The 25,914-nt window shown below is 36.9% G+C and carries 26 protein-coding genes; 12 read left to right on the forward strand and 14 right to left on the reverse strand.

Annotated features, from left to right (window positions below; translation table 11 throughout):
• Positions 1-24: 24 nt before the first annotated feature.
• From J2Y40_RS18915 to rsfS, 9 genes are all read right to left on the reverse strand, one after another.
• Entirely contained in the window at positions 25-1,821 is a 1,797-nt protein-coding gene (locus J2Y40_RS18915; RefSeq protein ID WP_153397319.1) for a hypothetical protein, read from the reverse strand.
• 202 nt (positions 1,822-2,023) lie between these two features.
• A complete protein-coding gene (locus J2Y40_RS18920; protein WP_310000725.1) occupies positions 2,024-2,353 on the reverse strand; it encodes a helix-turn-helix domain-containing protein in 330 nt (109 codons plus the stop codon).
• The gene (locus J2Y40_RS18925; RefSeq protein WP_153397318.1) at positions 2,350-2,760 is read right to left on the reverse strand and encodes a transposase; all 411 of its coding nucleotides are present in this window, start codon (positions 2,758-2,760) and stop codon (positions 2,350-2,352) included. The genes J2Y40_RS18920 and J2Y40_RS18925 overlap by 4 nt, the downstream gene beginning before the upstream one ends.
• 102 nt (positions 2,761-2,862) lie before the next feature.
• Positions 2,863-3,300, reverse strand: a complete 438-nt coding sequence (locus J2Y40_RS18930; RefSeq protein WP_310000728.1) for a hypothetical protein — start codon at positions 3,298-3,300, stop codon at positions 2,863-2,865.
• A gap of 1,022 nt (positions 3,301-4,322) precedes the next feature.
• Complete coding sequence (locus J2Y40_RS18935; RefSeq protein WP_153397314.1) at positions 4,323-4,976, reverse strand: phosphatidylserine decarboxylase family protein; 654 nt, start codon at positions 4,974-4,976, stop codon at positions 4,323-4,325.
• Between the two features lie 4 nt (positions 4,977-4,980).
• The gene (locus J2Y40_RS18940) at positions 4,981-5,853 is read right to left on the reverse strand and encodes a phosphatidate cytidylyltransferase (protein WP_153397312.1); all 873 of its coding nucleotides are present in this window, start codon (positions 5,851-5,853) and stop codon (positions 4,981-4,983) included.
• Positions 5,854-5,877: 24 nt separating this feature from the next.
• Entirely contained in the window at positions 5,878-6,456 is a 579-nt protein-coding gene (locus tag J2Y40_RS18945; protein WP_310000731.1) for an LUD domain-containing protein, read from the reverse strand.
• A 135-nt stretch (positions 6,457-6,591) separates the two neighbouring features.
• Positions 6,592-8,610 carry an ATP-dependent zinc metalloprotease FtsH gene (gene ftsH, locus J2Y40_RS18950; protein WP_310000733.1) on the reverse strand — a complete coding sequence of 673 codons (2,019 nt, stop codon included), beginning with the start codon at positions 8,608-8,610 and terminating at the stop codon, positions 6,592-6,594.
• 16 nt (positions 8,611-8,626) lie between these two features.
• Positions 8,627-8,995, reverse strand: a complete 369-nt coding sequence (rsfS, locus tag J2Y40_RS18955) for a ribosome silencing factor (protein WP_153397306.1) — start codon at positions 8,993-8,995, stop codon at positions 8,627-8,629.
• Positions 8,996-9,082: 87 nt separating this feature from the next.
• Between rsfS and J2Y40_RS18960 the strand changes: the two genes are divergently transcribed.
• Positions 9,083-9,799 carry a biotin--[acetyl-CoA-carboxylase] ligase gene (locus J2Y40_RS18960; protein ID WP_310000735.1) on the forward strand — a complete coding sequence of 239 codons (717 nt, stop codon included), beginning with the start codon at positions 9,083-9,085 and terminating at the stop codon, positions 9,797-9,799.
• A 2-nt stretch (positions 9,800-9,801) separates the two neighbouring features.
• Here J2Y40_RS18960 and J2Y40_RS18965 read toward each other — a convergent pair whose 3' ends face one another.
• The 4 genes from J2Y40_RS18965 to J2Y40_RS18980 form a co-directional block, all read right to left on the reverse strand.
• On the reverse strand, positions 9,802-10,911 hold the full coding sequence (locus J2Y40_RS18965) for an LptF/LptG family permease (RefSeq protein WP_153399948.1): 1,110 nt from the start codon (positions 10,909-10,911) through the stop codon (positions 9,802-9,804).
• A gap of 17 nt (positions 10,912-10,928) precedes the next feature.
• On the reverse strand, positions 10,929-12,059 hold the full coding sequence (tgt, locus tag J2Y40_RS18970) for a tRNA guanosine(34) transglycosylase Tgt (protein WP_153397302.1): 1,131 nt from the start codon (positions 12,057-12,059) through the stop codon (positions 10,929-10,931).
• A gap of 71 nt (positions 12,060-12,130) precedes the next feature.
• Complete coding sequence (locus J2Y40_RS18975) at positions 12,131-12,499, reverse strand: DUF4296 domain-containing protein (RefSeq protein WP_153397300.1); 369 nt, start codon at positions 12,497-12,499, stop codon at positions 12,131-12,133.
• The gene (locus J2Y40_RS18980; protein WP_153397298.1) at positions 12,496-13,212 is read right to left on the reverse strand and encodes a polyprenol monophosphomannose synthase; all 717 of its coding nucleotides are present in this window, start codon (positions 13,210-13,212) and stop codon (positions 12,496-12,498) included. Before J2Y40_RS18980 ends, J2Y40_RS18975 begins: the two co-directional genes overlap by 4 nt.
• A 76-nt stretch (positions 13,213-13,288) precedes the next feature.
• Here J2Y40_RS18980 and J2Y40_RS18985 point away from each other — a divergent pair, with 76 nt between their 5' ends.
• The 5 genes from J2Y40_RS18985 (at position 13,289) to J2Y40_RS19005 (ending at position 18,173) form a co-directional block, all read left to right on the forward strand.
• Positions 13,289-13,957, forward strand: a complete 669-nt coding sequence (locus J2Y40_RS18985) for a DUF4271 domain-containing protein (RefSeq protein WP_153397296.1) — start codon at positions 13,289-13,291, stop codon at positions 13,955-13,957.
• 12 nt (positions 13,958-13,969) lie between these two features.
• Complete coding sequence (locus J2Y40_RS18990) at positions 13,970-14,710, forward strand: uroporphyrinogen-III synthase (protein WP_062698139.1); 741 nt, start codon at positions 13,970-13,972, stop codon at positions 14,708-14,710.
• 266 nt (positions 14,711-14,976) lie between these two features.
• Positions 14,977-15,222 carry a T9SS type A sorting domain-containing protein gene (locus J2Y40_RS18995; protein WP_310000758.1) on the forward strand — a complete coding sequence of 82 codons (246 nt, stop codon included), beginning with the start codon at positions 14,977-14,979 and terminating at the stop codon, positions 15,220-15,222.
• 153 nt (positions 15,223-15,375) lie between these two features.
• Positions 15,376-17,421, forward strand: a complete 2,046-nt coding sequence (locus J2Y40_RS19000) for a S9 family peptidase (protein WP_153397292.1) — start codon at positions 15,376-15,378, stop codon at positions 17,419-17,421.
• A 410-nt stretch (positions 17,422-17,831) separates the two neighbouring features.
• A complete protein-coding gene (locus tag J2Y40_RS19005) occupies positions 17,832-18,173 on the forward strand; it encodes a hypothetical protein (protein WP_153397290.1) in 342 nt (113 codons plus the stop codon).
• A gap of 126 nt (positions 18,174-18,299) precedes the next feature.
• On the opposite strand, the gene J2Y40_RS19010 is transcribed toward J2Y40_RS19005, so the two are convergent.
• Positions 18,300-18,785 carry an SRPBCC domain-containing protein gene (locus J2Y40_RS19010; RefSeq protein WP_153397288.1) on the reverse strand — a complete coding sequence of 162 codons (486 nt, stop codon included), beginning with the start codon at positions 18,783-18,785 and terminating at the stop codon, positions 18,300-18,302.
• Positions 18,786-19,254: 469 nt separating this feature from the next.
• On the opposite strand from J2Y40_RS19010, the gene J2Y40_RS19015 reads away from it, so the two are divergent.
• The 6 genes from J2Y40_RS19015 to J2Y40_RS19040 all read left to right on the forward strand — a co-directional run bounded on the left by J2Y40_RS19015 (position 19,255) and on the right by J2Y40_RS19040 (position 25,726).
• Positions 19,255-20,802, forward strand: a complete 1,548-nt coding sequence (locus tag J2Y40_RS19015) for a sensor histidine kinase KdpD (protein WP_153397286.1) — start codon at positions 19,255-19,257, stop codon at positions 20,800-20,802.
• Positions 20,803-20,885: 83 nt separating this feature from the next.
• The gene (locus J2Y40_RS19020; protein WP_002982671.1) at positions 20,886-21,572 is read left to right on the forward strand and encodes a response regulator transcription factor; all 687 of its coding nucleotides are present in this window, start codon (positions 20,886-20,888) and stop codon (positions 21,570-21,572) included.
• Between the two features lie 78 nt (positions 21,573-21,650).
• On the forward strand, positions 21,651-22,280 hold the full coding sequence (locus J2Y40_RS19025) for a hypothetical protein (protein WP_153397284.1): 630 nt from the start codon (positions 21,651-21,653) through the stop codon (positions 22,278-22,280).
• A 19-nt stretch (positions 22,281-22,299) separates the two neighbouring features.
• Entirely contained in the window at positions 22,300-22,659 is a 360-nt protein-coding gene (locus J2Y40_RS19030) for a hypothetical protein (protein WP_231128707.1), read from the forward strand.
• Between the two features lie 67 nt (positions 22,660-22,726).
• Positions 22,727-25,426: a TonB-dependent receptor domain-containing protein gene (locus J2Y40_RS19035; RefSeq protein ID WP_310000741.1), complete on the forward strand. Its 2,700-nt coding sequence runs from the start codon at positions 22,727-22,729 to the stop codon at positions 25,424-25,426.
• A gap of 210 nt (positions 25,427-25,636) precedes the next feature.
• Entirely contained in the window at positions 25,637-25,726 is a 90-nt protein-coding gene (locus tag J2Y40_RS19040) for an MFS transporter (protein ID WP_231128808.1), read from the forward strand.
• The last annotated feature ends 188 nt before the right edge of the window (positions 25,727-25,914 follow it).

Raw genomic sequence — 25,914 nt, forward strand, 5'->3', positions numbered from 1 at the left:
AGTCATCTTTAAAAACTTTTTTCATCATTTTGTATTAATTCCACTGAATTCTGCCTGTTTAAGTGCCCATGCAAAAGCATTGGCTGTAAAAGTAGAATTATAAATTAATGTTCCTGCTGTCCCATAAGTTGTTTTAGGTGTTGGTTTTTTATTTACATCTAAAATAAACGGACATATTGTACTTGAGTTTAAATCACCCGTATTTCCGCTTTGAGAATTAAATCCTCCTTCTCCAACCCATATCAGGTTGAAACTTTTATGTTTAAATGCTGTGACAGCACCCGCAACTGTACCTGTGTTGTTATTGGCATTAGTCGCATTGGAGTAAACACTTATTTCTCCTGATGGCAATCCTGTAAAATATACAACATCTGTAGCATCATCTCCCCAAAGCTTGCCCCGGATATCTCCGAAAGGACCATTAGTTATATCATCGGAAGTAATGGGTAAAGTATACGTTCTTCCGTCTCCGGAACCTCCTGTTGTAGATTGAGAAATACTCGGATCGTTAAAGATTGTTCTAAAGAAATTCTGATTCCCTGAATTATCTTCACAGAATGAAAGAACAACACCTCCTTTTTGCAGATATTGCAGGAAAATGGAAGCTTCAGCAGCATTCATTCCATAGCTGTACCCTATTACCACGATATCAACGGGAGCAGAGCCTAATAGCCAGGTATTCAATTGGGCAGCACTTGGAGAATTGCTTCCATCAATAATCTGAGACCATCCTTCATATTTTACGGTACTTGCAGGAAGTGTTCCATAATTAGTATTGGTTGTAATTAATGTATTGGAAGGTCTTCCGCTATTGCTAAGATTATATCCATACGTTGTTCCAAGCCCTATTGTAAGCAGTTTTTTTGCAGGAATCACCACTATAACATTCACACTGCAGGTGGTAGAAACTCCTCCCTGACTGTCAGAAGTGATCGTTATCTTTTTTACGGCTGTGGAAGAGGGTGTACCCGTTCCGCTTAAGGTAACATTCTGGTTCCCTGTCGCAGTAAATGTTCCTGAACCTCTGAAAGAAATTCCATCTACGGTATTGGTTGTAATGGTATAGCTTCCTAATGAGGAAACATTAACTGGTAGTGTAATTGTATTGGAGGCAGTAAGAGCGGTTCCAACTTTATAAACTCCATTTACCGTTGCACTTCCACAGCTCATGGTATAGCTTCCTGCAGGACTGAGCACATTAACAGAAACAGGAGGAGTACAGGTTATATCGGTACCATTGGCTGTCAATGATACAGTATCTGTCTGAATATTCAGAGGGGTTCCCTGTCCTGCGATCTGGATCGTTTGTGTTCCCGTATTAAGAAAAACACCCGTTCCATAGAAATTATATCCGTTGGAAGTCGTTCCCGAGATGGTATAATTCCCTGGTTTGGTCACATTCACAAAAATGCTCAGATAGTTTGAAGGGGTTAACTCACGACCTTTCACATAAGTTCCCATGGCTTTGGTATTGGCGCAGTCAACTGTAAACACTGCTTTTCCAAGCTGCCCGCATACACTTTTCCATTCATCATCTGCCAGGCTCCAGTAATTAAAGCAGTCTTCCGTAGTATTATAGATGGTAAGACCGTCATCAGCTGCTTTATTAATGATTATTGCATTTCTCTGGGCTTCTGTAAGGCGTGGAATAAGTATCCCTTTATTATTAGCTGTTGAAACAACATCCAGTACAGAATTTTCATTAGGCAGTACAGTATTGATCCCTACAGCCCCATTGGTTTGTGAATACAGTTTTCCAAAAGTTAAGAGTAGCACTAAAAGCAGTACTCCTAATTTGGGTTTTGTAAATTTTGTTTTCATCGTTTTTTTAATTGTTGGTTAATATTGCGTTCTTTAAAGTGATCGGTATGATCCTCCGCAAAAGTATATTCCTTTCAGTCTTTTAGCTTAAAAGATAGCTACGCAATACTACGCGTGCGTAATAAAACTCACATTTTCTCAGCAGAATATGATTTTGCCCACTCATCATTCCTTTTTTAAAATCGTGGGTATCATTTATATATTATACCTGAAATAAAGACTTCCACTTGGCAAGGGTATTTCTGCTCATTTTAAAATGGGCTGCGGTCTGGGCATTCGTCAGTTTATTTTTCTTCTGATATTCAAGAATTTTCAACACAGAATTTTTATCATACGATTTCAATCGTTGGTTTTCTAATTCGGATGTATATTCCATGTCTCCGAAAATTAATTGATCAAGCTGTAAAATATCTATTGTGGTGAAAAGCGACTGAAGTTTCTTCTGAATAAGCGGATCTGAAAATTTTTCAGGAAATTTTTCAGAGATAATATCTGTGTAGATGCATTGGTAATCCGGATGCTGCATACTCATTTTTTGATCCATTTGTAAAGAGTGGTTTTAGGAATCTTATATTTTGAAACGACTTCGACCGTACTCATCTGTCCGGATTTTATTTTATCCAGTATAAAACTCTTTACTTCCTGTGTATAGATACTTTTTCTGAATACCATAGTAGATTTTTCTACTTTAATGGTACGGTCTGTCATTGTAGGGGGTGCATAGAGAATCAGATGCCCTGAGTATATTCTGAAAAAATCAAATTCAAGAAGTTTACTCCATCTTAACAGCACTTCGGTATCCATACTATTCTGCAGATACATATCCTCTACCTGTTCTTCATTACAATGCATAAATTTTGCAATTCTACCGAGGGGTATAGAGAGTTCTTCGACTTTCGATTTCACCAAAGTCCCTATATGAATAATTTTCAAATTCATGTTTTTATTTCTTACACACAAAAGTACCTTCTATCCTGTGATGACACGACGTATGCCGGTACGCAATTCTACTTGTGCGTAATAAAAATCACAAACAGAACCTCAGATCTTTAAAATAAAGCTGTTTATGTTGATTTCAGAGGGAATATTCAATTTTTTTCTGATCCTGTATTTTCTGCTCTCAACGGCCCGGATGCTGGTGTTGGTACATTGGGCTATTTTTTTGGTATCAAAATCAAGTTTCATCAATGCACAGAAATATAATTCAGAATAAATGAGACCGGGATTCAACTCCAGAACTGCCGGAATAAAATGAGGGAAGAATATCTGAAATTTATCATAAAACAGGGGCGAATTATTTTCCGCAAGGCTAAAAATCTCCTGTATATCTTCTTCTGTAAGATCATTAAGAAGCATTTGCTGTTTCAGCAGTTCCTTATTTTCCTTCAGCAGATCTTCAATGGTAGAGTCTTTCATGCGGGTATCTTTGATTAGACCGTATATCAGATCATCTTTCTGCTTGATAAAAACAATATCCATAAAAAAGGTAGCAATGGAAAACAAAATATTGAGGAGTCTGACCGTTTTGAAATCCCCTTCCCGAAAAAAATTACTCTTAGGAAGAAAATTGAAATCGAAATAAAGGCAGCTGATAAAGTTGATACTGATTATTGCAGTAACAATAAGCACCAAATAATTATCTTCTCTGTAATTGAGAAAAAAGGGCAATGCAAATAATAAAGAAAAATAAAAGTATTCTACACCGGCATTTTTAAAGGTGTATATGTAAAAAAAACTGACAATAAATATCAACAGAATAAAAATAGAAAACACAACACCTTTAAAAATTCTCTTAAATCTTTTTGTTTTACCTTTCAAAGACAATAAAAAAAGCCAGAATAAAGTGATTATCGTGAGAAATGTAGATGTCAAAATATCTCCAAAAAAAAGGATAATGAAAACGGAATAAAAAAAGAATAACAAGAATAAAAACAAAAGGTACCTGTTAATAAGGCTCGCATAATTGCTTTCAAAATCTGCATTATTTTTTTCAGGTTGACCATGGATCACCTTAACGAAAAATTCATATATCATCTTTTTTGTTTTTGTTTTTTTAAACGCTATGCAGCTATTAATACCAATAGCTACTTAAGCACATATCAATACTCGTTAAAAAACATATGAAACTGCAGGAGAGAAAAAAATACCTGAAATATTGATTTTAACAAGAAAAGTGACTGGTGGTTGTGTTTAATTGTCACGCTTAATGACGATTAGATAAATATAAATATTTTTTTAATTCACAATAATCATTAGAATAAAAAAAATATATCAATTAGAACCTTATAATGAATATAAAGCTCACGATTACATTAAAATATGTAAAAAATAAACATATGCAGATTTGTGTTTTTTATGGTTCAACAAAATTATACATCCAAAAAAAACAGAGAGTCACTCTAAGCACTCAATTCTACTCGCGCGTATTAAAACTCATAACCACAAACAAAAAAGACCGTTCAATACGAACAGTCTTTTGCTTTTATGATGAATGATAACTCTTAATCTTTCATTCTTGCGATCACATCCAGACCGCCTTTTGTAATATCTCCGATCTTACAGATGATCTCAGTATCCAACGGCAGGAATACGTCCATTCTTGATCCGAATTTAATGAAACCGAACTCATGTCCGGCTTTTGCCTGATCGCCTTCATTACAGTAGAAAACAATTCTTCTTGCCACATATCCTGCAATCTGTCTGAATACTACTTTATGATTTGTTGGAGTCTCTACCGCTATGGTTGTTCTTTCATTTTCTGTAGAAGACTTCTCATGCCATGCTACAAGATATTTTCCCGGATGATACTTTTTATAGATCACCTTTCCTGAAACCGGATAACGGCAAATATGTACGTTCAGCGGAGACATAAAGATGGAGACCTGAATGGCTTTTCCCTGCAGGAATTCATTTTCCTCCACTTCTTTGATCATCACCACTTTTCCGTCTACCGGTGCTATTACGTTTTCTCTATGCTCTAAAATATCACGGTCCGGAACTCTGAAAAACCAAAATACCAGGCTATAAATAACCAGCAATGGTAAAATGATCAGCAGCGACCACATCTTTAAAAAATAGATTGCCAGCGCCCCCAGTATAATAAAAACGATGGTAGCTACGGTGATCGTTCCTTTCGATTCTCTGTGTAATTTCATGAGATTAAATAAATTTTTCTAAAATAAAGTACAAATATACGACAGGAACGCAGATAATAAAACTATCCAGCCTGTCTAATACTCCTCCATGCCCCGGAATGATGTTCCCACTGTCTTTTACGCCGAAATTTCTTTTCAGCTGACTTTCTACCAGATCTCCTAATGGAGCAAAAGCAGCCACCAGAAATCCTACGATCATCCAGTTCCCTCTGAGTTCAGGCTGGTAATGTTCTATAAAGTAGGATAAAACCAACGTAAGCACTACTCCGCCTCCATATCCTTCCCAGGTTTTTTTAGGCGAAATTTTAGGCGCCATTTTATGTTTTCCGAAAAACTTTCCTACCAAATAAGCAAAGGTATCACTACTCCAGATCAGAATGAACAAAAAGATCACTTCCAGTGAAAAGGTTTCATTATAACTTGAATATTTAGGAAGCCCTAATGCAAAGCTGAACGGAAGCGCCACATAGATCACAGTAAAGATCAGCTTCCCACTGTCATAATACAATTCGTTAGGATATTTGAATAAAGTCACCACCGCAATGGCAATCAGCAGTAGAGCCAGAATTTCGCTCAACCTGAAATCGAAAAAGAAATCGTGGTGAAAATATCTTTTGGAAAATACATAGAAAATAAAAATGACCAACGGAAATACAATCCATTTTTCATAACCTTTTCCGAATTTCATGATTTTGACACATTCCCAGGAACCTACGACCAGCAAAAGAGTGATTAATCCGTGATACAGATATTCCTGTTTGATAAGCCCCGGAGAAATACTGTTGATGAGCTGTGCGCCCAACGGAGTTGTACACAGGATGATCACAGCCACGTAAACAAGTCCGGAGAGGGTTCTTTGAATAAGGTTTTTGTCCAAAATGTAGAGTTTATAAGTTGATGCTTAATCTTCAAGCAGCAATAAAAAAAGTTTCGTATTGGTATTGGAAGAGTCTAATTTCGACTGGCTTCCGCTAATGGAAGTCAGGTTCTTAATATTACCGTTTCTTTTTATTTTTCCCATCGCATCATTCAGGTTGTTCACAATCTGTGATACATTGGCCATGATAATGATTTTATTGGGCAGTCTTGAAGAATGGTAATGAAGGATATTGTTGTGGGAAAGCATAACCCTTCCGTCATAGGCAATAAGGTACTCACAGGTGATGAATGCAGCATTATTGGAATGCTCCAGTTCTGAACTGTACGGCGTCTTTATAACGTTTAAAAAACTCTGCAGTTCTTTGTCCCAGCAGAAAGTACTGCTGATACCTTCTATCTTGATAATTTGATTTAAAGTCTGTAGAGCTTCCGCTTCATCTGCACAATAATTAAAAAATCCCCCCGAATGCGTAAATAATTGCGCAAACTTATAGTCAAGATCCGCATTTTTCAGCGAATCCCCTAGCTTCTCCAGGCTCTGTAGGTCCTCTTCCTCAGGCTGGTTGGTCAGTTTGCTTACAATCCTCTTGAATAAATTCAACTTAATCTATTTTTAGTCAACTTTATACAAAAATAGAAATAAATTACAATAGATTCTAAAAATGTCTCTTTAAATATGAAAAAACCTGACAATTTTAAGGTTGTCAGGTTTTTCATTGTTTATTTTTCAGAAGTTTTAGAGCTGCGTCGGACTCTCGGGAGCCTGAATTTCGCTTTCTTCTTCTTTTTCTTTGATCTGAGGTATTTCAGCCTCTTCCTTTTCTTTTTCAGGAATGGTATTCGTCACAGGCTTCTCTGTTAATTCAGGATCCCATGCTCTTTTTCCGAATATTTCTTCCAGATCTTCGCGGAAGATCACTTCTTTCTCTAAAAGCTTATTCGCTAAAGCATCCAGCTTATCTTTATTTTCGGTAAGAATTGTTATTGCTCTTTCATATTGATCTTCAATAATTGCTTTGATCTCTGCATCAATTTTCGTAGCGGTTTCTTCCGAATAAGGTTTTCCAAAACTGTATTCAGACTGGCCTGAACTATCGTAATATGAGATATTTCCGATATTTTCACTCAAACCGTAGATGGTAACCATCGCCTGAGCACGTTTTGTTACTTTTTCAAGATCAGATAAGGCTCCGGTAGAGATATTATTGAAAATCACCTGCTCAGCGGCTCTTCCTCCCAGTGTAGCACACATTTCATCAAGCATTTGCTGGGTGGTTGTCAGCTGTCTTTCTTCCGGAAGATACCATGCTGCCCCCAAAGACTGTCCTCTTGGAACAATAGTCACTTTTAAAAGCGGTGCTGCATGTTCTACAAGCCAGCTCACTGTTGCGTGTCCTGCCTCATGGAAAGCTACTCTTCTTTTCTCTGATGGCTTTATGGCCATATTTTTCTTTTCAAGACCACCGATGATTCTGTCTACAGCGTCCAGGAAATCCTGTTTTGTTACTGAGGTATGGCTATTTCTTGCTGCAATTAATGCCGCTTCATTACATACATTGGCAATATCTGCTCCACTGAATCCAGGAGTTTGTTTTGCTAAGAAATCTCTGTCAACATTATCGTCAAGCTTAATTTTCTTCAAATGCACATCAAAGATCTGTCTTCTTTCGTGAAGTTCAGGAAGGTCTACATAAATAGAACGGTCAAAACGTCCTGCTCTCATCAAAGCTTTATCAAGGATATCAGCTCTGTTGGTGGCTGCCATTACAATAACGTTCACATCTGTTCCGAAACCATCCATTTCCGTAAGAAGCTGGTTCAGGGTATTTTCTCTTTCATCATTTCCGCCTGAGAAGTTATTTTTCCCTCTGGCACGTCCAATGGCATCAATCTCATCGATAAAGATGATAGCCGGAGATTTTGCTTTCGCCTGGGCAAAAAGGTCTCTTACTCTGGAAGCTCCTACTCCTACAAACATTTCCACAAAATCGGAACCTGAAAGTGAGAAGAACGGAACTTTGGCTTCTCCCGCAACAGCTTTTGCCAATAGGGTTTTACCTGTTCCCGGAGGCCCTACCAGAAGAACTCCCTTAGGAATTTTACCTCCCAGTTTGGTATATTTTTCAGAATTTTTAAGGAAGTCTACAACCTCCTGTACCTCTTCTTTAGCACCTTCAAGACCTGCAACATCTTTAAATGTTACCTGAATTCTTTCTTTTTCATCAAAAAGCTTCGCCTTAGATTTTCCGATAGAGAAGATCTGTCCTCCAGGACCTCCGCCTCCACCCATCTTTCTGAAAAGAAGAAAGTAGAATAATCCTAAAATGGCAATCCAGATCAAGGCAGATACCAGGATATCCATAAATGGATTTTTACCTGCTCCGTAATCTTTGGTTGTTTTGATTGCGGCATTAGTTCCTTTTACCTGCTCAAATTTCTGAAGGAAAAGTTGAAGATCTCCATATTTTACAGAATAATCTGCTTTGGGAGCCATATCGAACGCAGAAAGGGGATTATTCTCATTGGCAGATTTTTTTACCATTGCCGCTTTTGCTTCCTTGGTAAGAAAAACATCAGCTTTTTCTGTGTCCTTGTATATAATAATATTCTGGACCTTTCCTGCCTGCATCTCTCTGAAGAATCCGTCTTCATCAATAGATTTTGCACTCTCGCCCCCTAAAAAATTGGAACCAAAGAATAACAAAAGACCTATGATCACAATTGGAAAAAACCAGTTGAATCCTTTATTGTTCATTTATACTTTTTAAAATTTAATACTTACTTTCAATTTTTGTAATGGCTGCATCTCCCCAAAGTTCTTCAATATCGTAGTACTCACGTACTTCTTTCTGGAAAATATGCACCACTACGGTGACGTAATCAACCAACACCCACATCGCATTTTCTGTACCTTCTACATGCCATGGTCTGTCTTTAAGTTCGTTTCTTACTTTTTTCTCTACGCTGCCTGCAAGTGCGGCTACCTGCGTATTTGAGTTTCCACTACATATTACAAACGTTTCTGCTACTGAGTTTTCAATCTTGGATAGATCGAAGATCATGATATCTTCTCCCTTTACATCCTGGATAGCTTCAACGATTTTATCTAATAATTCTTGCTTTTCTGCTGTTTTATTCATTAAAAAAATACTATAATCTGCAAATTTATTGTTTTTTCTTTACTTTAGCCTTACTTTTAGGCCCTGAAAGTCTTAAAGTTTTCTTAAATGACCCAACTATTCTACTTAAAAGACTGCTCTTCTACTAATGACGAAGTTTCTAAGTTTTTACTTTACGAAAATTCAGATTTTATAGGAGTGCATACCTTCAACCAAACCAAAGGTCGCGGACAGTACGGAAATACATGGGCTTCACTTGCCGGAAAGAATCTCGCTTATACGCTGGCAGTGAAGACTCAAAACTTTTTACTCTCTGATTTTCTGTTCAATTATTATACCGCAATCATTATCCGGGATTTCCTTGCCAATTTGACTGATAACCTTGTAAAGATAAAATGGCCGAATGATATGATCCTTAAAAGTAAAAAAATTACAGGGATTCTGATTGAAAAGAAGAAAATTAATCAAAATAATTATTTCATCATTGGGGCCGGGTTTAATATTCTTCAGGAGAATTTTGAAGAGATATCCCATGCAGGCTCTATTCTATCGCTTACAGGGAAGGTTTTTAACCTTGAAGATTTCACATCCCAGCTTCATGATTTTATGATTGAAAGATTGAAAAGCATTCCTTCTGAACAGGAAATTTTAAGCCTTTTTAACCAACATTTATTCCGAAAGGACGAAATTTCTGTTTTTGAAATTGAAAAAGAGCGACAAAATGGCATCATCCGTCATGCAGACGAAAAAGGAGAACTCTGGATAGAGCTGGAAAATGATGGGATGAAGAAGTTCTACCATAAAGAGGTAAAACTCCTTTACTGATCTTACTGATTAGCCCTTTTAAGGTATAAATACAAGGTAAGCGGAAGAAATACCATATTCGGCAGCCACATGGCTACAGCAGGAGATAAGCTTTTGTTCTCAGAGACGACTTTCAATGCTTCAAAAGAGAAAACAAAAACAAATGCAAGGGAAATCCCTATGGCAAGGTTTACGCCAAGACCTCCTCTTTTTTTCTGGGAAGCCAGCGAAAGCGCCAGAAATGTAAGAATAATAATGGAAACCGGCATGGATGTTCTTTGATGAAACTCATTGAGATAAGAATTCAGGTTGCTGTTTCCTTTCGCTTTTTCACGATCAATAAACTTAACGAGTTCAGGTGTGGTTTTATTCTGTCCGAGAAGTTCATTCGGGAAAAGTTCTTCCGGAGTATGCCCGTAATTTTTTCTAAGATCAAAACCACTATTCAGTTTCTCTGTATCATCTTTATTAATGGTCTTTTCTAAGTAACTTGAAAGGACGAATTGTTTTTTACTTTTATCCCAGGTAACTTCGGAAGCTTTCACTTCATACATCAGCTTTCTGTTTTTATCAAATTTCTGGTAAACGAAACCTGACCCTCTGTTTTCCATTTTATTCCAGGAATTAACGAAGATGTATTCTGTTTTACTAAGCTGTGCAGATGCAGGGGCTGTCCCAAGAATTTTTTCTTTATTGGCCGCATTATAGGTGTAGGCCTCCAATCTGTTTTTCTTAATATTGGCCCACGGAAGAACGAGGTGATTTACCGTAAGGGATAGTACAGCAATCAGAATTGAAGTATATAAATAAGGTTTTGCAAACCTGTGAAAACTTGCTCCACTGCTTATTACCGCAACAATTTCGGTATTATTTGCCATTCTGGAGGTGAAATAAATAACAGAAATAAATACCAGAATGGAGAGGAATGTTACAACAAGATTGAGAATCCAGAACGGGTAAAAGTGAATAAGAAAGTACACCAAATCCAGCTTCGGATCAATGGCTTTAGCATTTTCTATCCTTGGAATCTTTTGCTGGACATCAATAACCAATACAACTATAGACAGCAGGATCAGCATGAAACTGAATGTTCCAAGATATTTTTTGATGATGTATCTGTCTATAATTTTGATCATGTTCTTTCTTTATTTTAAAGCCTTTGTCTCAATACCGGAACTATAGAATTTTTCCATTCATAGAAATCTCCTGCCATGATATGTTCTCTGGCTACTTTTACCAGATCAAGATAAAAAGCAAGGTTATGGATGGATGCAATTTGTTTTGCAAGATATTCTTTGGATACAAACAGATGACGAAGATAAGCTTTTGAATATTCCTGGTCTACGAAGCTTGTTCCGAATTCATCCAGAGGCGAAAAATCAGCTTTCCATTTTTCGTTTTTCATATTCATCACACCCTGCCATGTAAACAGCATTGCGTTTCTTGCGTTTCTTGTTGGCATAACACAATCCATCATATCGATTCCCAAACCGATAGACTCTAATATATTCCATGGAGTTCCTACTCCCATAAGATATCTTGGTTTTTCTTTCGGAAGAATGTCCGTCACCTCGTCAGTGATTCTGTACATTTCTTCTTCAGGTTCACCTACGGAAAGTCCACCTATTGCATTTCCTTCTGCTCCGGCCTCTGAAATTACTTCTGCGGATATTTTTCTAAGATCGGAATAGGTAGATCCCTGAACGATTGGGAAAAGTCTCTGCTTGTGTCCGTATAATTCTTTATTCTCTTCCGTCCAGTCAATACATCTCTTTAGCCATCTGTGGGTAAGCTCCATTGATGTTTTAGCCTGATTGTATTCACACGGATAAGGTGTACATTCGTCAAAAGCCATGAAAATATCGGCTCCAATCTGTCTCTGGATTTCCATAGACTTTTCCGGAGTAAACATGTGATAGCTTCCATCGATATGGGATTTGAATTTCACCCCTTCTTCAGACATTTTCCTGCTTTTGGAAAGTGAAAACACCTGAAAGCCTCCTGAATCAGTAAGAATCGGCAGATCCCAATTCATAAACTGATGAAGCCCTCCTGCCTGCTGCATGATCTCCATTCCGGGACGAAGGTATAGATGATAGGTATTTCCCAGAATAATCTGGGCTTTAATGTCTTCTTTTAATTCTCTCTGATGAACTGTTTTTACACTGGCAACCGTTCCCACAGGCATGAAAATGGGAGTTTGTATCTTCCCGTGATCTGTGGTAATTTCTCCTGCTCTTGCTTTTCCTTCAGAGGTTTTTTCTATATTAAAAAATTTCATCTGTATATTTTTTGCTTAACCGTTGTAAACGGTTGGTGTTTCTGCGGATGAAACACATTTCTTCATTATGATTATCTGTTGAGAACCGGCAATTCTCCCTTGTTCTTCATTTTATCCTTTATATATTTTTCCGCTTTGGGATCTTTTTTCAACAATATAAGCTGGGATTCTTCTGCAATTCCCTTCATTTGATCTTTAACAACATAATATTTGAAGCTTTCTACAAAGTCTTCAGATTTTACATTATGGGTTTTCAATACAAATCTTGTTCCTGCTTCTAAATTTTTGTTCGGATACATATTAATGGCCTGATCATTAAGAGCCAGATCGGCCAGAATTTCAGCCATAACCTCTTTATCGAGAAGGTTTTTAGGCTTATCGATATAGTCGCCGCATGAAAACATGCACATTATTACAAAAATGAAGATCAGTTTTTTCATAACCGGTTGATTATTGATTTCCATTTTAAATTTAAAACACCGAAAACAGCTTCATGAATAATTCCTCCGTTCATTTTGCTTTCGCCTAAAATTCTGTTGGTAAATATAATAGGAACTTCTACAATTTTAAACCCTTTTTTGAAGGCTCTGAATTTCATTTCAATCTGGAATCCATATCCTTTCAGCTTTACATTATCAAGTCCTATCTCTTCCAGTACTTTTCTTGAGAAGCAGACAAAACCGGCTGTTGTATCATGAATCGGAAGTCCTAGAATAAACCGTACATATTTGGAGGCAAAATAAGAAAGAAGAACTCTTCCCATAGGCCAGTTGACCACATTTACTCCTTTTGAATAGCGTGAACCGATGGCCATATCTGCCTGAAGACAGGCTTCAAAAAGCTTTGGCAGGTCATTGGGATTATGTGAAAAATCGGCATCCATTTCAAAAATGTAGTCATATCTATTTTCAATAGCCCATTTAAATCCGTGGATATAGGCTTTTCCCAAACCATCTTTTACATGTCTCACAGAGAGATGAAGATAGTGGGGATATCTTTTCTGAAGATCTTTTACCACTTCAGCTGTTCCATCCGGAGAGGAATCATCTACAACCAGAATATGAAAGTCATCTTCCAATGCAAAAACCGCGGAAATAATATTTTCAATATTTTCCTTTTCGTTATAGGTCGGGATAATGACTAGTTTTTTCATTTCAGTTTGCAAAGATAGTTTATTTAACCTTTTTATTTTATACAAAATAATCTATAATTTTGCAAAAAATATTCCTTTGCCGTTATCACAAAACTTTATAAACCACGTAAGAATACCTGAGAACAATGATTGGGTAATTTTTATCCTGCTGGGATGTATATTTTTATATGTCTTCATGATGAATATTATAGAAAGAGATGCCAGCCTGAAAGACTTCCTGTTGCAGAAATATTTTGATGCGAGCAATAACCTGCCGAGCTGGATGATTACATCCTGCGTAATGGCGCTTACTCTTTCTGTTCTCATCTCCCAATATATTCCTATTGTTCCGAAATACATCGCCGATCTTCAGCTTTTTGGATATCAGCTTAATAAATTCGGGTATACCTTTTTGGCAGTTGTTATTTTTTATCTGACAAAATCGGCATTAGGTTTTTTATTTTATCAAAGTATAGGTGATGGCAAAAAATGGTCTGTTTTTTATTTCACCTCCACCAAATTTTATTTTATTCTGTCATTTTTATTAATAATTCTTTGTGTAACCCACTATTATTTCCCCGTAGACAGAAATAAAATGTTTTTATATTATTTTTCATTCTTTGCTTTTGTATTCATTTTCAAGGTTTTCTTCTATTTGTTTCACAAAAACAATATTCTTCCTCAAAAATGGTATTATAAATTTTTGTATATTTGCACCCTCCAAATTGCACCTTTATTGTTGCTTTGGAAGTTGTTATTTTTTTAATAAAAGTCAATGATGAGAATAAAGTCTATATTGGTTTCTCAACCAGCGCCAAGTGAGTCCTCTCCATATCTGGATATAGCGAAGAAGGAAAAGATAAAGATTGATTTCCGCCCTTTCATCCACGTCGAAGGAGTTGACAACAAAGAACTCAGAACGCAGAAGATAGATCTGACGCAGTATACCGGTATTATTTTTACCAGTAAAAATGCGATAGACCACTACTTCAGACTGGCTGAAGAGCTTCGCTTTTCAGTTCCTGACACGATGAGATACATCTGTCAGTCTGAAGCTATTGCCAATTATCTGCAGAAACATATTGTATACAGAAAAAGAAAGATCAGTTTCGGAGAAAAGAATTTCTCGGACCTGCTTCCTCTTTTCAAAAAATTCCCATCTGAAAAATACCTTCTGCCGTCTTCAGACGTGCTGAGCCCGGATATTGTAAAAACACTGGATACTGCCAATGTAGACTGGACAAGAGCGATCATGTACAGAACGGTATGCAGCGATCTTACGGATATTACCATTAAGGATTATGACATGCTGATCTTTTTCAGCCCTCAGGGAATCAAATCTCTGCAGCAGAACTTCCCAGACTTTAAGCAGGAAGAAACAAAGATTGGTGTTTTCGGAAACACTACACTGGCTGCTGCTGAAGAAGCAGGATTAAAGGTAGATCTGATGGCTCCTACAAAGGAAACTCCATCTATGACCATGGCTCTGGAAAAGTATATTAAGGCTCTTCATAAATAGTCTTTCATACAGAAAATAAATGCAGCCGTCTTTTCATACAGGAAAGACGGCTTTTTGTTTGACACTTTTTAATCAATTCAAGCAGTATATAAAATTTACCCTATAAAAATATAATTACCCAGTTCATTAAAATCCTTTTATAAATATTTAAAAATAACTGAATTACTACTTTCATGATCATTTTACACGCCTATTCCTTTTAAGTTCCAATAAAATAATTTAACAACAGATCATTTTAACGTAATTATTCCAACACAAAAGCAATAATATTCTTTTTTAAGAGTACTAAAAAATCTCAGGTATCTCCTTACCCTTTCAGAGACATTCTGACCATTTCCGACATATCGGACGCAAAATCAGTGTCTGCTATGGATATTTCCGGCAGGCTGGTGAAAACAATTGAAAAACCATCTTCTTTTCTTAATCTGGATGATCTAAAAGAAGGCTTATATTTAATCCATTTAAAAATGACAGACGGAACGGTAAAAACGATTAAAGCAATAAAAAAATAATCATGCAGATAACATTCACTATAAAGGCTATCAAAAATTTGATAGCCTTTCTTATATTTGAACAAAATTTAATACTGCATAAAATCTCTGTACTTTTAAAAAGAAAATATCCTACAGATGATAATCCGCACCTTAAAAAATTAAAAAATCCGGATGAAGGCTCCACAAGCAAAAAAAATAGAAAAAATACTTGAAATACACGGCGACAGAAGAATTGACAATTACTTCTGGCTTAACGAAAGGGAAAATCCCGAAGTAATCCAATATCTGGAAGAAGAAAACGCTTACGAAGAATTCATCATGAAAGATACGGAGGCTCTTCAGGAAGAGCTTTTCGAAGAAATGAAAGCCCGTTACAAGAAAGATGATGAATCTCTTCCTTATTTCTTCAACGGATACTGGTACATCGTACGTTATGAAGAAGGAAAAGAATACCCTATCTTCTGCAGAAAACATAAAACACTGGACAACCCGGAAGAAATTGTAGTAGACGTCAATATCCTTGCTGAAGGGGAGAATTATTTTGAGGTAGGAAGTGTAGCCGTTTCTCCGAATAATGAGCTGGCTTCTTTTTCAACAGACAATGTAAGCCGGAGAATTTACACCATCAATTTCAAAAATCTGGTTACAGGAGAGATTTTTTCTGACCAGATTCTGAATACTACAGGTAAAGCTGTATGGGCGAATGATAACGAGCATGTTTTCTACATCAGAAAAGATGACAGCCTGCGTGCATTCCAGGTATACAGGCATAAGCTTGGAACTGATGCTTCAGAAGATATTCTTATTTTTCATGAGGAGGATGATACCTTTGATGTCAATGTTTTCAAAACCAAGTCGCTGGAATATATTTTCATTGCAAGTTCAAGCACGATTTCCGATGAGCATAGATTCATCCCTTCGGATAATGTCTTTGCAGAATGGACTATCATTCAGCCAAGAATAGATGACCTTGAATATTCCGTAGAACATTACAAAGATGAGTTTTACATCATTACCAATGCAGACGATGCTATCAATTTCAAGATTGTAAAAACGAAAATTGATAATTGTAGTATGGAAAACTGGGTAGATGTAATCCCTCACCGCGCCGAAGTTTTATTGGAAGGTTTTGAGATCTTCAAAGACTATCTCGTTCTTGAAGAAAGAGAGCAGGGACTTCTGCAGATCAAAATTATTGATGAAAGAACCCAGGAATCCCATTATCTTCCTTTCTTTGATCCTACATACACCACGTACATCGGCATCAACATGGAATTTGATACTGAAGTGCTTCGTTATGGCTATACATCCCTTACACAGCCAAGTTCTACCTATGAATACAACATGAAGGAAAAAACTACGATACTTCTGAAGCAGCAGGAAGTTCTCGGAGGACAATTCCTTCCTGAAAATTATATTTCAGAAAGAATATGGGCAGAATCCAGAGACGGGGAAACTAAAGTTCCTATTTCATTGGTTTATCATAAAGACACTAAAAAATCAGCAGATACACCATTGCTTTTATATGGCTATGGAAGTTATGGACATACTGTAGACGCAAGCTTCTCCAATGTAAGGCTATCTATTCTGGACAGAGGATTTATTTACGCCATTGCCCACATCCGCGGTGGAGAATATCTGGGAAGAGAGTGGTATGAAGACGGAAAAATGCTCTTCAAGAAAAACACATTCTTCGATTTTATTGACGCGGGGAAACATCTGATCAAAGAAAACTACACTTCATCCGGACATCTGTATGCTATGGGTGGAAGTGCCGGAGGTCTCCTGGTAGGTGCCGTTGTTAATTATGAACCGGAACTTTTCCACGGAATTGTAGCTCAGGTCCCTTTTGTAGATGTGGTAACCACAATGCTTGACGAAACTATTCCTTTAACAACCGGGGAATATGATGAATGGGGAAATCCAAATGACAAGGAATATTATCACTATATGAAAGACTATTCTCCTTATGATAATGTGGAAGCTAAAGATTATCCTCATATGCTGATCACAACTGGTCTTCACGATTCCCAGGTTCAGTATTGGGAGCCTGCAAAATGGACAGCAAAGTTAAGAGAGCTGAAAACAGACCATAATCTTTTGTTATTTAAAACTGACATGAGCTCAGGCCACGGCGGAGCAAGCGGAAGATTTGAATCACTGAAAGAAGATGCTCTGGAATATGCGTTCCTGTTGAAAATAAATGATCATTCATAAATGATAAGTGGATAGATAGTCCGGATTATAACACAATTTTTGCTTCCAAAACAAAGCAGCCGGCCATCACAATCATTAAGGAATTATCAAAACTACCTTCAGTGAAACTTTTTAAGTGATCAGAAAGCAAATATTCCGATCTTCAACTTTAATGACTGCCAATTATAGAGCAATGTGCAGGGGCAAGATCAAAAGCTGAAAGATTTTCAAAATTTCCGTTGTAATAGAGGAAACTGATGAAACTTTATTTTGGCTTGAAATGTTGGAAGAACTGGAATTTGCTGAAAAAGAAATTTTAACAGATATAAAAACAAAAACTGAAGAAATACTAAAAGTAACTTCTTCGTAAAGAAAAATGCTAAAGCAGTAACTTTATCATTTATCAATCATTATTTACCATTTATAAAGTTATGATCAACGAATCCGAATACTGGAAAAAAATAGAACAGTTTTTTGAAGACCATTTCCAGACTGAAAAAAATCCGCCGATTGAAACACTTTTGTTTCTGATTGGACTTCAGGAGCTGGGAAGCGGTCAGCAAAAATACACGAAAGACGATAAAGTGAATCTGATACACATTGCGGTGTGCAGATTGCTGGAACCCTTCGGTTATTATAAATTCACTCATTATGAAGACGGATGGCCTCATTTTGAGCAGCTGGAAGAACTTCCGGAATTAAGACCGAATGAACAGACCCTTCTTATGAAAAAGGCGATTATTCAATATTTTCAGGAAGAAAATCTGATATAAAATGCGGACGTTCATAAAAAATCCGCTTGACCAGATAAAAAAATCAGCCTCATTCCTGAGGCTGATTTTTTTAATTCGTTATAAAACTAAGTATTCTTACATCTACTACAGCTTAGCCATATCTCCTTATCCTAAAATTTCTTCCAATTGGGTAAGCCCCATTTTGAAGCCTTCTTCAAATCCCATTTCCAGCATTTTATTCATGACATCCTGAGACTGGTAATGAACATTAATGGTCACTTTTGTTCCTTCTTCCACTCCCGTAAAACCAATCAGCCAGTTGGACTGTGGAGAATCATTATTGATATTCCCGTTTTCATCACAGAAAGCACTCATCCAGTCAAAGCTTCTATGCTCCATAATTTCACCATATTTTGACTGCGAATAACCTCTTTCGCCATTTGGACCAACCATCGCATATAGCCAGATTCCACCTTCTCTGAAATCCTGCTTTATAGTTTCACATTTCCACGGTTTTGGGCCCCACCACTGATCTAATAATCCGGATTGTGTAAAATAATCCCACACTTTCGAAACGTCTGCATTGTAAATTTTCATGACATACACTGTTTTCGCTTCAAAATCTTTGTTGAACATGATATTCGATTCCATAAGTAATTATTTTTGATAAAGTTACTATTTTATAGATGGAGAATACTTTTCATATGGCAAGTAAAGACAACCAAGCCTAAGAAAGTAATATATTTTCATTTCAAAGTTGACATTTTCAACAAAAATATTTAATTTTTTTCGTTAATTTTTTTAAAACATTGAATTTTCTCCCTATCCTTTAAAGCAACTTCTTTTTTCTATGAATATTAAATCTGTAAATATTCTTTACTATGTTAAACTAATTGATAACAAGGATTTAAATGCCTACTTAAACATTCTGCTGAAAGGGAATTAATTACTTACAGCTCTTAATCTATTGAATGCATTAGTACTCTTAAATTCATAAATAAACGTTAAAAAACACACTTTTAAGAGAAATAACACAATTTTTTGGCTCGTTTTTTGTTTATGAAGTCTTAAAATAATTAATTTTAACATTCATTTTTTCCAAACATATAAAAAACTGTAAATGAATAATAAATTCATCCCAATAATTTCGGTGTTTATGACAATCTCACTGATTGTCTTTGTTACGCTCCAATTTTATTGGCTGAAAGGTTATTACGGTGCACTGGAACAGGAATTCTCCAATAAAGTGTATGCTGCTTTAGAAAATACTTCAAAAAATATTGAAGAGATTGAAGTAGATAAATATTTAAATAAAGACAACAATAACTTCAGAAATGATATTCTGGCCAGTAAGGACCAGCCCTCATTAACAACCATTCAACAGGTACAGGATTCCGGAACTCAACGACAGATCATCTACTCCAAAAATATCATCTCTAAAACACAGCTTCCGATTTCTAAAAAAGGAGACTCTGTTAATTTAACCACCTTGTATACTGATGAGGCTGCTTACAAGGTTAAAAGAGATACAGCCAACCGTGAACTTCTTACCACCGAGATCAACAATGATTTAGAAAGCGGTGATTATTCCATTAAAAATTTCGTAAGAATTGTCGGCACCAATCTTCCCATTACCAAAAGAGTTGACCCTACCATTCTGGACTCCGTTATTGCCAAGGAACTAAGAATGAAAGGAATTACTGCAAAATTCGGTTATGGAGTTATTGATAAGAGTAATAAACTTACCAGCATTGTAAACAAGGCCTTTAAAGAAAAAAAGGATAACAATACTTACAGCTATCCCCTTTTTACGGATAATAAAAACACGACTTTGTATTCCCTGGCTTTGGTTTTCCCTAAAAAAGAATATTCCCTGGCCATGAACAACTGGCCAATGCTTTTGGGAACCTTCCTTTCGTTACTTACCATTCTGGGAATTTACATTATTTCCATCAACTATATGATGAGGCAGAAAAAGCTGGCAGAAGTAAAAACAGACTTCATCAACAACATGTCACATGAGTTTAAAACTCCGCTGGCCACTATTTCAGTAGCTACAGACTCTTTGGCCAATGACAAGATTGCGACTAACCCGGACAAGGTAAAATATTATTCGGAGTTGATTAAGCAGGAGAATCTTAGGATGAAAAAACAGGTAGAAAATGTCCTGAATATGTCAAAGCTTGAAAGAAATGAAGTAGAGCTATTCCTAAAAGAGACCAATGTAAGGGAACTCATCAAAAGAACTACGGAGTCTTTCAACCTTATTGTAGGACAGAGAAACGGATCGCTTACTCAGGAATTCAATGCATCAAACTTCACTTTTAAAATTGATGAATTCCACATTTCAAACATGTTGGTCAATTTACTGGATAATGCCAATAAATATTCCCCGGAAGCCCCGGAAATTCATGTAAAAACAAGAAATGAAGGACATTGGTATGTGATAGAAATTTCCGATAAGGGAATGGGAATGGAAACCCAGAATAAAACGAAGATCTTTGAAAAATTCTTCAGGGAAGAAACCGGAAACATTCACAATGTAAAAGGTCAAGGATTGGGACTTTCTTATGTAAAGAAAATTGTAGAACTGCATAAAGGACAGATCATAGTAGACTCTCACAAAGGGAAAGGAAGTACGTTTGTGATTAAGCTGCCAATGAGCTGATATAGATAAAATCAGATAACAAAATATACGAAGATAGAGTGAGAACGTTCATTCTTATTTATTAATTTTTAATTATTAAAATTATGAGCAACAGAATATTATTAGTAGAAGACGATCAGAGTTTCGGGGCTGTGCTGAAAGATTATTTAACGATCAATAACTTTGAGGTAACCTTAGCAACAGATGGTGAACAGGGATTGAAGGAATTTACAGAGAATGAGTTTGACATCTGTATTTTTGATGTGATGATGCCTAAAAAAGACGGGTTTTCATTAGCAGAAGACGTAAAAAAAATCGATAAAAATACCCCTATCATTTTCCTTACGGCAAGAAATATGAGAGAAGATATTCTTAAAGGATATCAGCTGGGTGCCGATGATTATATTACCAAGCCATTCGATACGGAACTTCTTTTATATAAAATCAAAGCGATTCTTCAAAGAAGCTCTACTTTGGAAAATGAAGAGCAGGAGCAATTCAAGATCAGTAATATTTTCTTCGACTCTATGTTGAGACAGCTTAAAGTAGGTGACAAAGAATACAAGCTTTCTCCAAAAGAGAATGAGCTGCTTAAACTTCTTTGCATCCACAGAAATGATTTCATGCCGAGAGACCTTGCTCTGAGAAAGATCTGGAAGAAGGAAAATTACTTTACAGCGAGAAGTATGGACGTATATATTGCCAAGCTTCGTAAGCTGCTAAAAGATGATGAAGGATTGGAAATTATCAATGTACACGGAGAAGGATTTAGGCTTTTAGTTAAAAATTAAACCTAAAAACGGATTATAAATAAAAAATTAGCAAAACAATTGAAAATGTTTTGCTAATTTTGTTTCATACGATTGGATATGAAAAATATATTTTTAAGCGTTATCGCTATTTCCGTACTTGCCGTTTCGTGTAAGAAAGATGATAAAGCCACTTATTTGAAAGAAGAAGCAGGGGTACAACCACCGCCAAGTATGGCCGTAAATTCTCCTAAAGCTTCCCTGATGGATCAGGCAGGAATCCAGTCCAATACCAATCCGGCTCCCATGGCCACTGCTCCGGGAATGAACCCTCCACACGGACAGCCCGGACACCGATGTGATATTCCTGTAGGGCAGCCACTCAGCAGCAGTCCGGCACCAACGCCAGCTGCTAATACTGTAACGGCAAACAGCAGTAACAGTATCAACATTGATCCCAACTCTCTCTCTCCGGGAAAAGTAATGATTGATAATAACGGAAAGCAGGTAAAAACCGCTCCGGGAATGAATCCTCCACACGGACAACCCGGACATCGATGTGATATCCCTGTAGGACAGCCTCTTAACAGCAAGCCTGCTCCGGCTCCACAGCCCGTTCAAAATATAGCACAGAACACACCGGCTCCGGTACCCGCTCCACAACCGACAGGAGAAAAACCTAAAGCAAACCCGGCTCACGGAGAGCCATGGCACAACTGCGCGGTAAAAGTTGGTGATCCTTTACCATAAATTTCGTATTTTTGCAATCATGAAGCTGTTTCACATTCTTGCAGTTGTTTTTTGTCTGGGAATTTTTTTAGTTCCCAAGGACAGCTTCTATGCCCAATCTATGCAGGAAATCTGCTGCAAAGCAAAGTCTGAGAAGAGCGACTGCTGTAAAAATCATTCTTCAAAAGAAAGCCATGACAGCAAAACAAAATCGTCATGCAATGATGACTGCTGTTCCTCATGCGTTGCATGCTATACCTTTATAGAAACCCCTTTTTCAAAAAATCTGCGCTTTGAACTTTCTTATTATAAAAAGAATAAAAATCCGCAGTTTCAGTATTCAGACCCTTATTTATCAGACCGTTTAAAGGAAATCTGGCAACCGCCTAAAATAGGTTAATTATTTTACGGAGTGTTCATTACATCTTTAATGAACCGTTTTTTAATTAATCTAAACTTTAAACAAAATGAAATTATATATTTCCAGGTTGATACTTGGACTATTGATCCTGTCTGTACACTTTATATCAGCGCAAAACCTTACCAAAAACCAGTTCAAAGTAAAAGGGAACTGTGAGATGTGCAAATCACGAATAGAATCAGCAGCTAAAAAAGCAGGCGCTAAAACGGCAGTTTATTCTATTGATCTGCAAACCTTAACTATTGAAACGGATAAAGCTTCTGCTGATGACATCCTCAAAAAAGTAGCTGAGGCAGGCCATGACAACGAAAAATTTAAATCATCCAACGAAACCTATGAAAAGCTTCCGGGATGCTGCCATTACGAAAGAGATCTTCAGCCCTCACCAACCGAAGCTCATCAACATGACCACCAGTCCGGTGCTAAAAAAGACAACGAGTTCTACGTAAGAGGAAACTGTGGTTCATGTAAAGCCAGAATTGAAAAGGCCGCAAAAGGAGCCGGTGCAGATACCGCAGAATGGAATGCAGAAAAGCAGATTGTCATGTTGAATTTTGATCCTGCAAAAACCTCATCAGATAAAATTTTAAAAGCAATTGCTGATGCAGGCCATGATAACGAAAAATTCAAAGCATCTGATACCGTTTACAATGGTCTCCCGGGATGCTGTCTGTATGACAGGGAGTTTACCTTCGGGGAAGCGAATCCAAAAGTTCACTATGAAGAGGAAACCACAAAACATGAAGATCATAAAGAACATACGACAACGGCATCTAAAGAAGACCACTCCCAACATGAAAAAAGTATTGACGGGGTTGTTGTGACAGGTTCTAAAGCAGCAACAGCTTTAAGTAAAAAAGAAGTCGGACTGGTTTTTAATATTGATAAAAAAGAACTTTTAAAAGCCGCCTGCTGTAATCTGTCTGAAAGTTTTGAAACCAATGCAACAGTAGATGTTTCTTTCAGCAATGCCGTTACAGGAACAAAACAGTTGAAAATGCTGGGTCTGGACCAAAAATACACCAGCCTTACCAAAGAACTTCTGCCGGAGATCAGAGGTCTGGCATCTGCTTATGGATTGAATTTTATTCCCGGAAGATGGATTGAAAGTATTCAGCTGACAAAAGGAGGAAGTACCGTTACCAATGGTTATGAAAGCATCACCGGACAGATTAATACTGAACTTCTGAAAAATGCGAAGGAGCCGGAAACTTCCCTGAATCTATTCTCGGATTTCAACGGAAGAGCAGAAGCTAATATTACCAGCGTATCCCCTATCAACGACAAATGGTCACAAACATTCCTGCTTCATGGAAACGGAACTTTCGGAGATACGGATATGAATGATGATGGTTTCCTGGACAGACCGAAAGGAACACAGATCAACGCAGCATATCTTCTTAATTTCAACGATCTTGAGAAATCCGGATTCGGATCACATTTCGGAATTAATTTTATCCGGGATGAAAGAACTGCCGGACAAACCGGATTTGATAAAAAGCTGACGCAGGATAAGCAATCTGCTTATGGTGTGGGAATTGATATTTCAAGATTTCAGGTATGGAATAAAACGGGTTATGTATTCAAAGGAAAGCCCTATCAAAGTTTAGGCTGGATGAACCAGTATGTATTCCATCAGCAGGACAGTTTTTTTGGTCTTAGAAATTATAATGGGCAGCAGCAGACCTATTATTCCAATCTGATTTTTGAAAGCATCATCGGAAATACCAATCATAAGTATAAAGCCGGAGCAAGCTTTTTATATGATGGTTATAAAGAAACGTATTTAACGAATGATCTGAGAAGAAATGAAATTGTTCCCGGTATCTTTGCCGAGTATACTTTAACCGGTTTAAAATATACATTGGTAGCGGGTTCCAGAGTAGATTTCCATAATCTTGCGGGCACTCAGTTTACTCCGAGGGTTAATTTTAAATATGACTTTACTCCACAGACCATCTTAAGACTTTCTGCGGGGAGAGGATTCAGAACAGCTAATGTTTTTGCTGAAAATCAACAGTATTTTGCATCAAACAGAAGTATTCAGATTCTTCCGAACAATGGGAATATTTATGGTTTAAAACCGGAAATTGCATGGAATTACGGAGCCAGCTTACAACAGGAATTCAAGTTATTTGGACGAAAATCTACTGTAATTGCCGATTTTTTCAGAACAGATTTCCAGGATCAGGTGCTTGTGGATTTAGACAGATCTCCTCAGCAGCTTACTTTTTACAATTTAGAGGGAAAATCTTTCGCCAACTCTTTCCAGACTCAGTGGGATTTTACTCCTTTCAGAAATTTCGACGTAAGACTTGCTTATAAATATTATGATGTACAGGCTGATTATATCGATGGAAGAAGAGAGATTCCTTTCATGGCCAAGCACAGAGGTTTCGTTAACCTTGCTTATGCTACCAATAAAAATGATAAAGGCGGGTTCTGGAGCTTTGATACTACGCTGAACTGGGTAGGAAAACAAAGACTTCCTGATACCTCCAGCAATCCTGCGGAATTCCAGCTTCCTGTATATTCTGATTCCTATGCGGTATTGAATGCACAGATCTCAAGGAATTTCAACAAAAAGATCAGAGCCTATGTTGGTGGAGAAAATTTAACATCCTATTATCAAAAGAACGCCATTGTTGATTTCAGAAATCCTTTCGGAAACTATTTTGATGGTGGAATGGTTTATGCCCCGATTATGAAGGCTAACTTCTACGTGGGGCTGGATGTAACGTTTTAAATGACGGACCCGGGGTTAATCTCAGTCTACCATTTTTAAAACAGAAATATATATAATCAAAATAAATAAAGACCTTATAGACCATAAAACGTTTATAAGGTTTTTTGTTTTGACCAGCCACAGAGAAAGATGATCATTGAAAGATGAAACTTTTTTTCTTTTTCAGATTTAAAGGGATCCCGATTAAAACGGGTTCTGATTATTGCTATTCTGCTCGCTGTATTTTCACAGATCACTGGAATCAATGCGATCATGTACTATGCTCCCGAAATCTTTAAAGCTACAGGTGTAGGCATCTGATTCTGCATTTATGCAAACCATACTGGTAGGAGTTATTAATAAAAAATCCCATTGAATGGACTGCCCCCAAAAAGTTAGACACTTTTTAGGGGCATTTTTTTATGTATAGAAAAGAAAAATTTAGCGTTGCTTTCAAATTAGAATGTATTAATCTTCACAAAAACTCTTATCGTTCGATTGAATCTATA

Source organism: Chryseobacterium sp. 2987 (assembly GCF_031456375.1).
GTDB lineage: Bacteria > Bacteroidota > Bacteroidia > Flavobacteriales > Weeksellaceae > Chryseobacterium > Chryseobacterium vaccae.

What these genes read in the sequence shown, in the direction of transcription:
- J2Y40_RS18915 (WP_153397319.1), bottom strand. Translation starts at nt 1,821, where the DNA reads ATGAAAACAAAATTTACAAAACCCAAATTAGGAGTACTGCTTTTAGTG.
- J2Y40_RS18920 (WP_310000725.1), bottom strand. Translation starts at nt 2,353, where the DNA reads ATGAGTATGCAGCATCCGGATTACCAATGCATCTACACAGATATTATC.
- J2Y40_RS18925 (WP_153397318.1), bottom strand. Translation starts at nt 2,760, where the DNA reads ATGAATTTGAAAATTATTCATATAGGGACTTTGGTGAAATCGAAAGTC.
- J2Y40_RS18930 (WP_310000728.1), bottom strand. Translation starts at nt 3,300, where the DNA reads ATGGATATTGTTTTTATCAAGCAGAAAGATGATCTGATATACGGTCTA.
- J2Y40_RS18935 (WP_153397314.1), bottom strand. Translation starts at nt 4,976, where the DNA reads ATGAAATTACACAGAGAATCGAAAGGAACGATCACCGTAGCTACCATC.
- ftsH (WP_310000733.1), bottom strand. Translation starts at nt 8,610, where the DNA reads ATGAACAATAAAGGATTCAACTGGTTTTTTCCAATTGTGATCATAGGT.
- rsfS (WP_153397306.1), bottom strand. Translation starts at nt 8,995, where the DNA reads ATGAATAAAACAGCAGAAAAGCAAGAATTATTAGATAAAATCGTTGAA.
- J2Y40_RS18960 (WP_310000735.1), top strand. Translation starts at nt 9,083, where the DNA reads ATGACCCAACTATTCTACTTAAAAGACTGCTCTTCTACTAATGACGAA.
- tgt (WP_153397302.1), bottom strand. Translation starts at nt 12,059, where the DNA reads ATGAAATTTTTTAATATAGAAAAAACCTCTGAAGGAAAAGCAAGAGCA.
- J2Y40_RS18975 (WP_153397300.1), bottom strand. Translation starts at nt 12,499, where the DNA reads ATGAAAAAACTGATCTTCATTTTTGTAATAATGTGCATGTTTTCATGC.
- J2Y40_RS18980 (WP_153397298.1), bottom strand. Translation starts at nt 13,212, where the DNA reads ATGAAAAAACTAGTCATTATCCCGACCTATAACGAAAAGGAAAATATT.
- J2Y40_RS18990 (WP_062698139.1), top strand. Translation starts at nt 13,970, where the DNA reads ATGAGAATAAAGTCTATATTGGTTTCTCAACCAGCGCCAAGTGAGTCC.
- J2Y40_RS19000 (WP_153397292.1), top strand. Translation starts at nt 15,376, where the DNA reads ATGAAGGCTCCACAAGCAAAAAAAATAGAAAAAATACTTGAAATACAC.
- J2Y40_RS19005 (WP_153397290.1), top strand. Translation starts at nt 17,832, where the DNA reads ATGATCAACGAATCCGAATACTGGAAAAAAATAGAACAGTTTTTTGAA.
- J2Y40_RS19010 (WP_153397288.1), bottom strand. Translation starts at nt 18,785, where the DNA reads ATGGAATCGAATATCATGTTCAACAAAGATTTTGAAGCGAAAACAGTG.
- J2Y40_RS19015 (WP_153397286.1), top strand. Translation starts at nt 19,255, where the DNA reads ATGAATAATAAATTCATCCCAATAATTTCGGTGTTTATGACAATCTCA.
- J2Y40_RS19020 (WP_002982671.1), top strand. Translation starts at nt 20,886, where the DNA reads ATGAGCAACAGAATATTATTAGTAGAAGACGATCAGAGTTTCGGGGCT.
- J2Y40_RS19025 (WP_153397284.1), top strand. Translation starts at nt 21,651, where the DNA reads ATGAAAAATATATTTTTAAGCGTTATCGCTATTTCCGTACTTGCCGTT.
- J2Y40_RS19030 (WP_231128707.1), top strand. Translation starts at nt 22,300, where the DNA reads ATGAAGCTGTTTCACATTCTTGCAGTTGTTTTTTGTCTGGGAATTTTT.
- J2Y40_RS19035 (WP_310000741.1), top strand. Translation starts at nt 22,727, where the DNA reads ATGAAATTATATATTTCCAGGTTGATACTTGGACTATTGATCCTGTCT.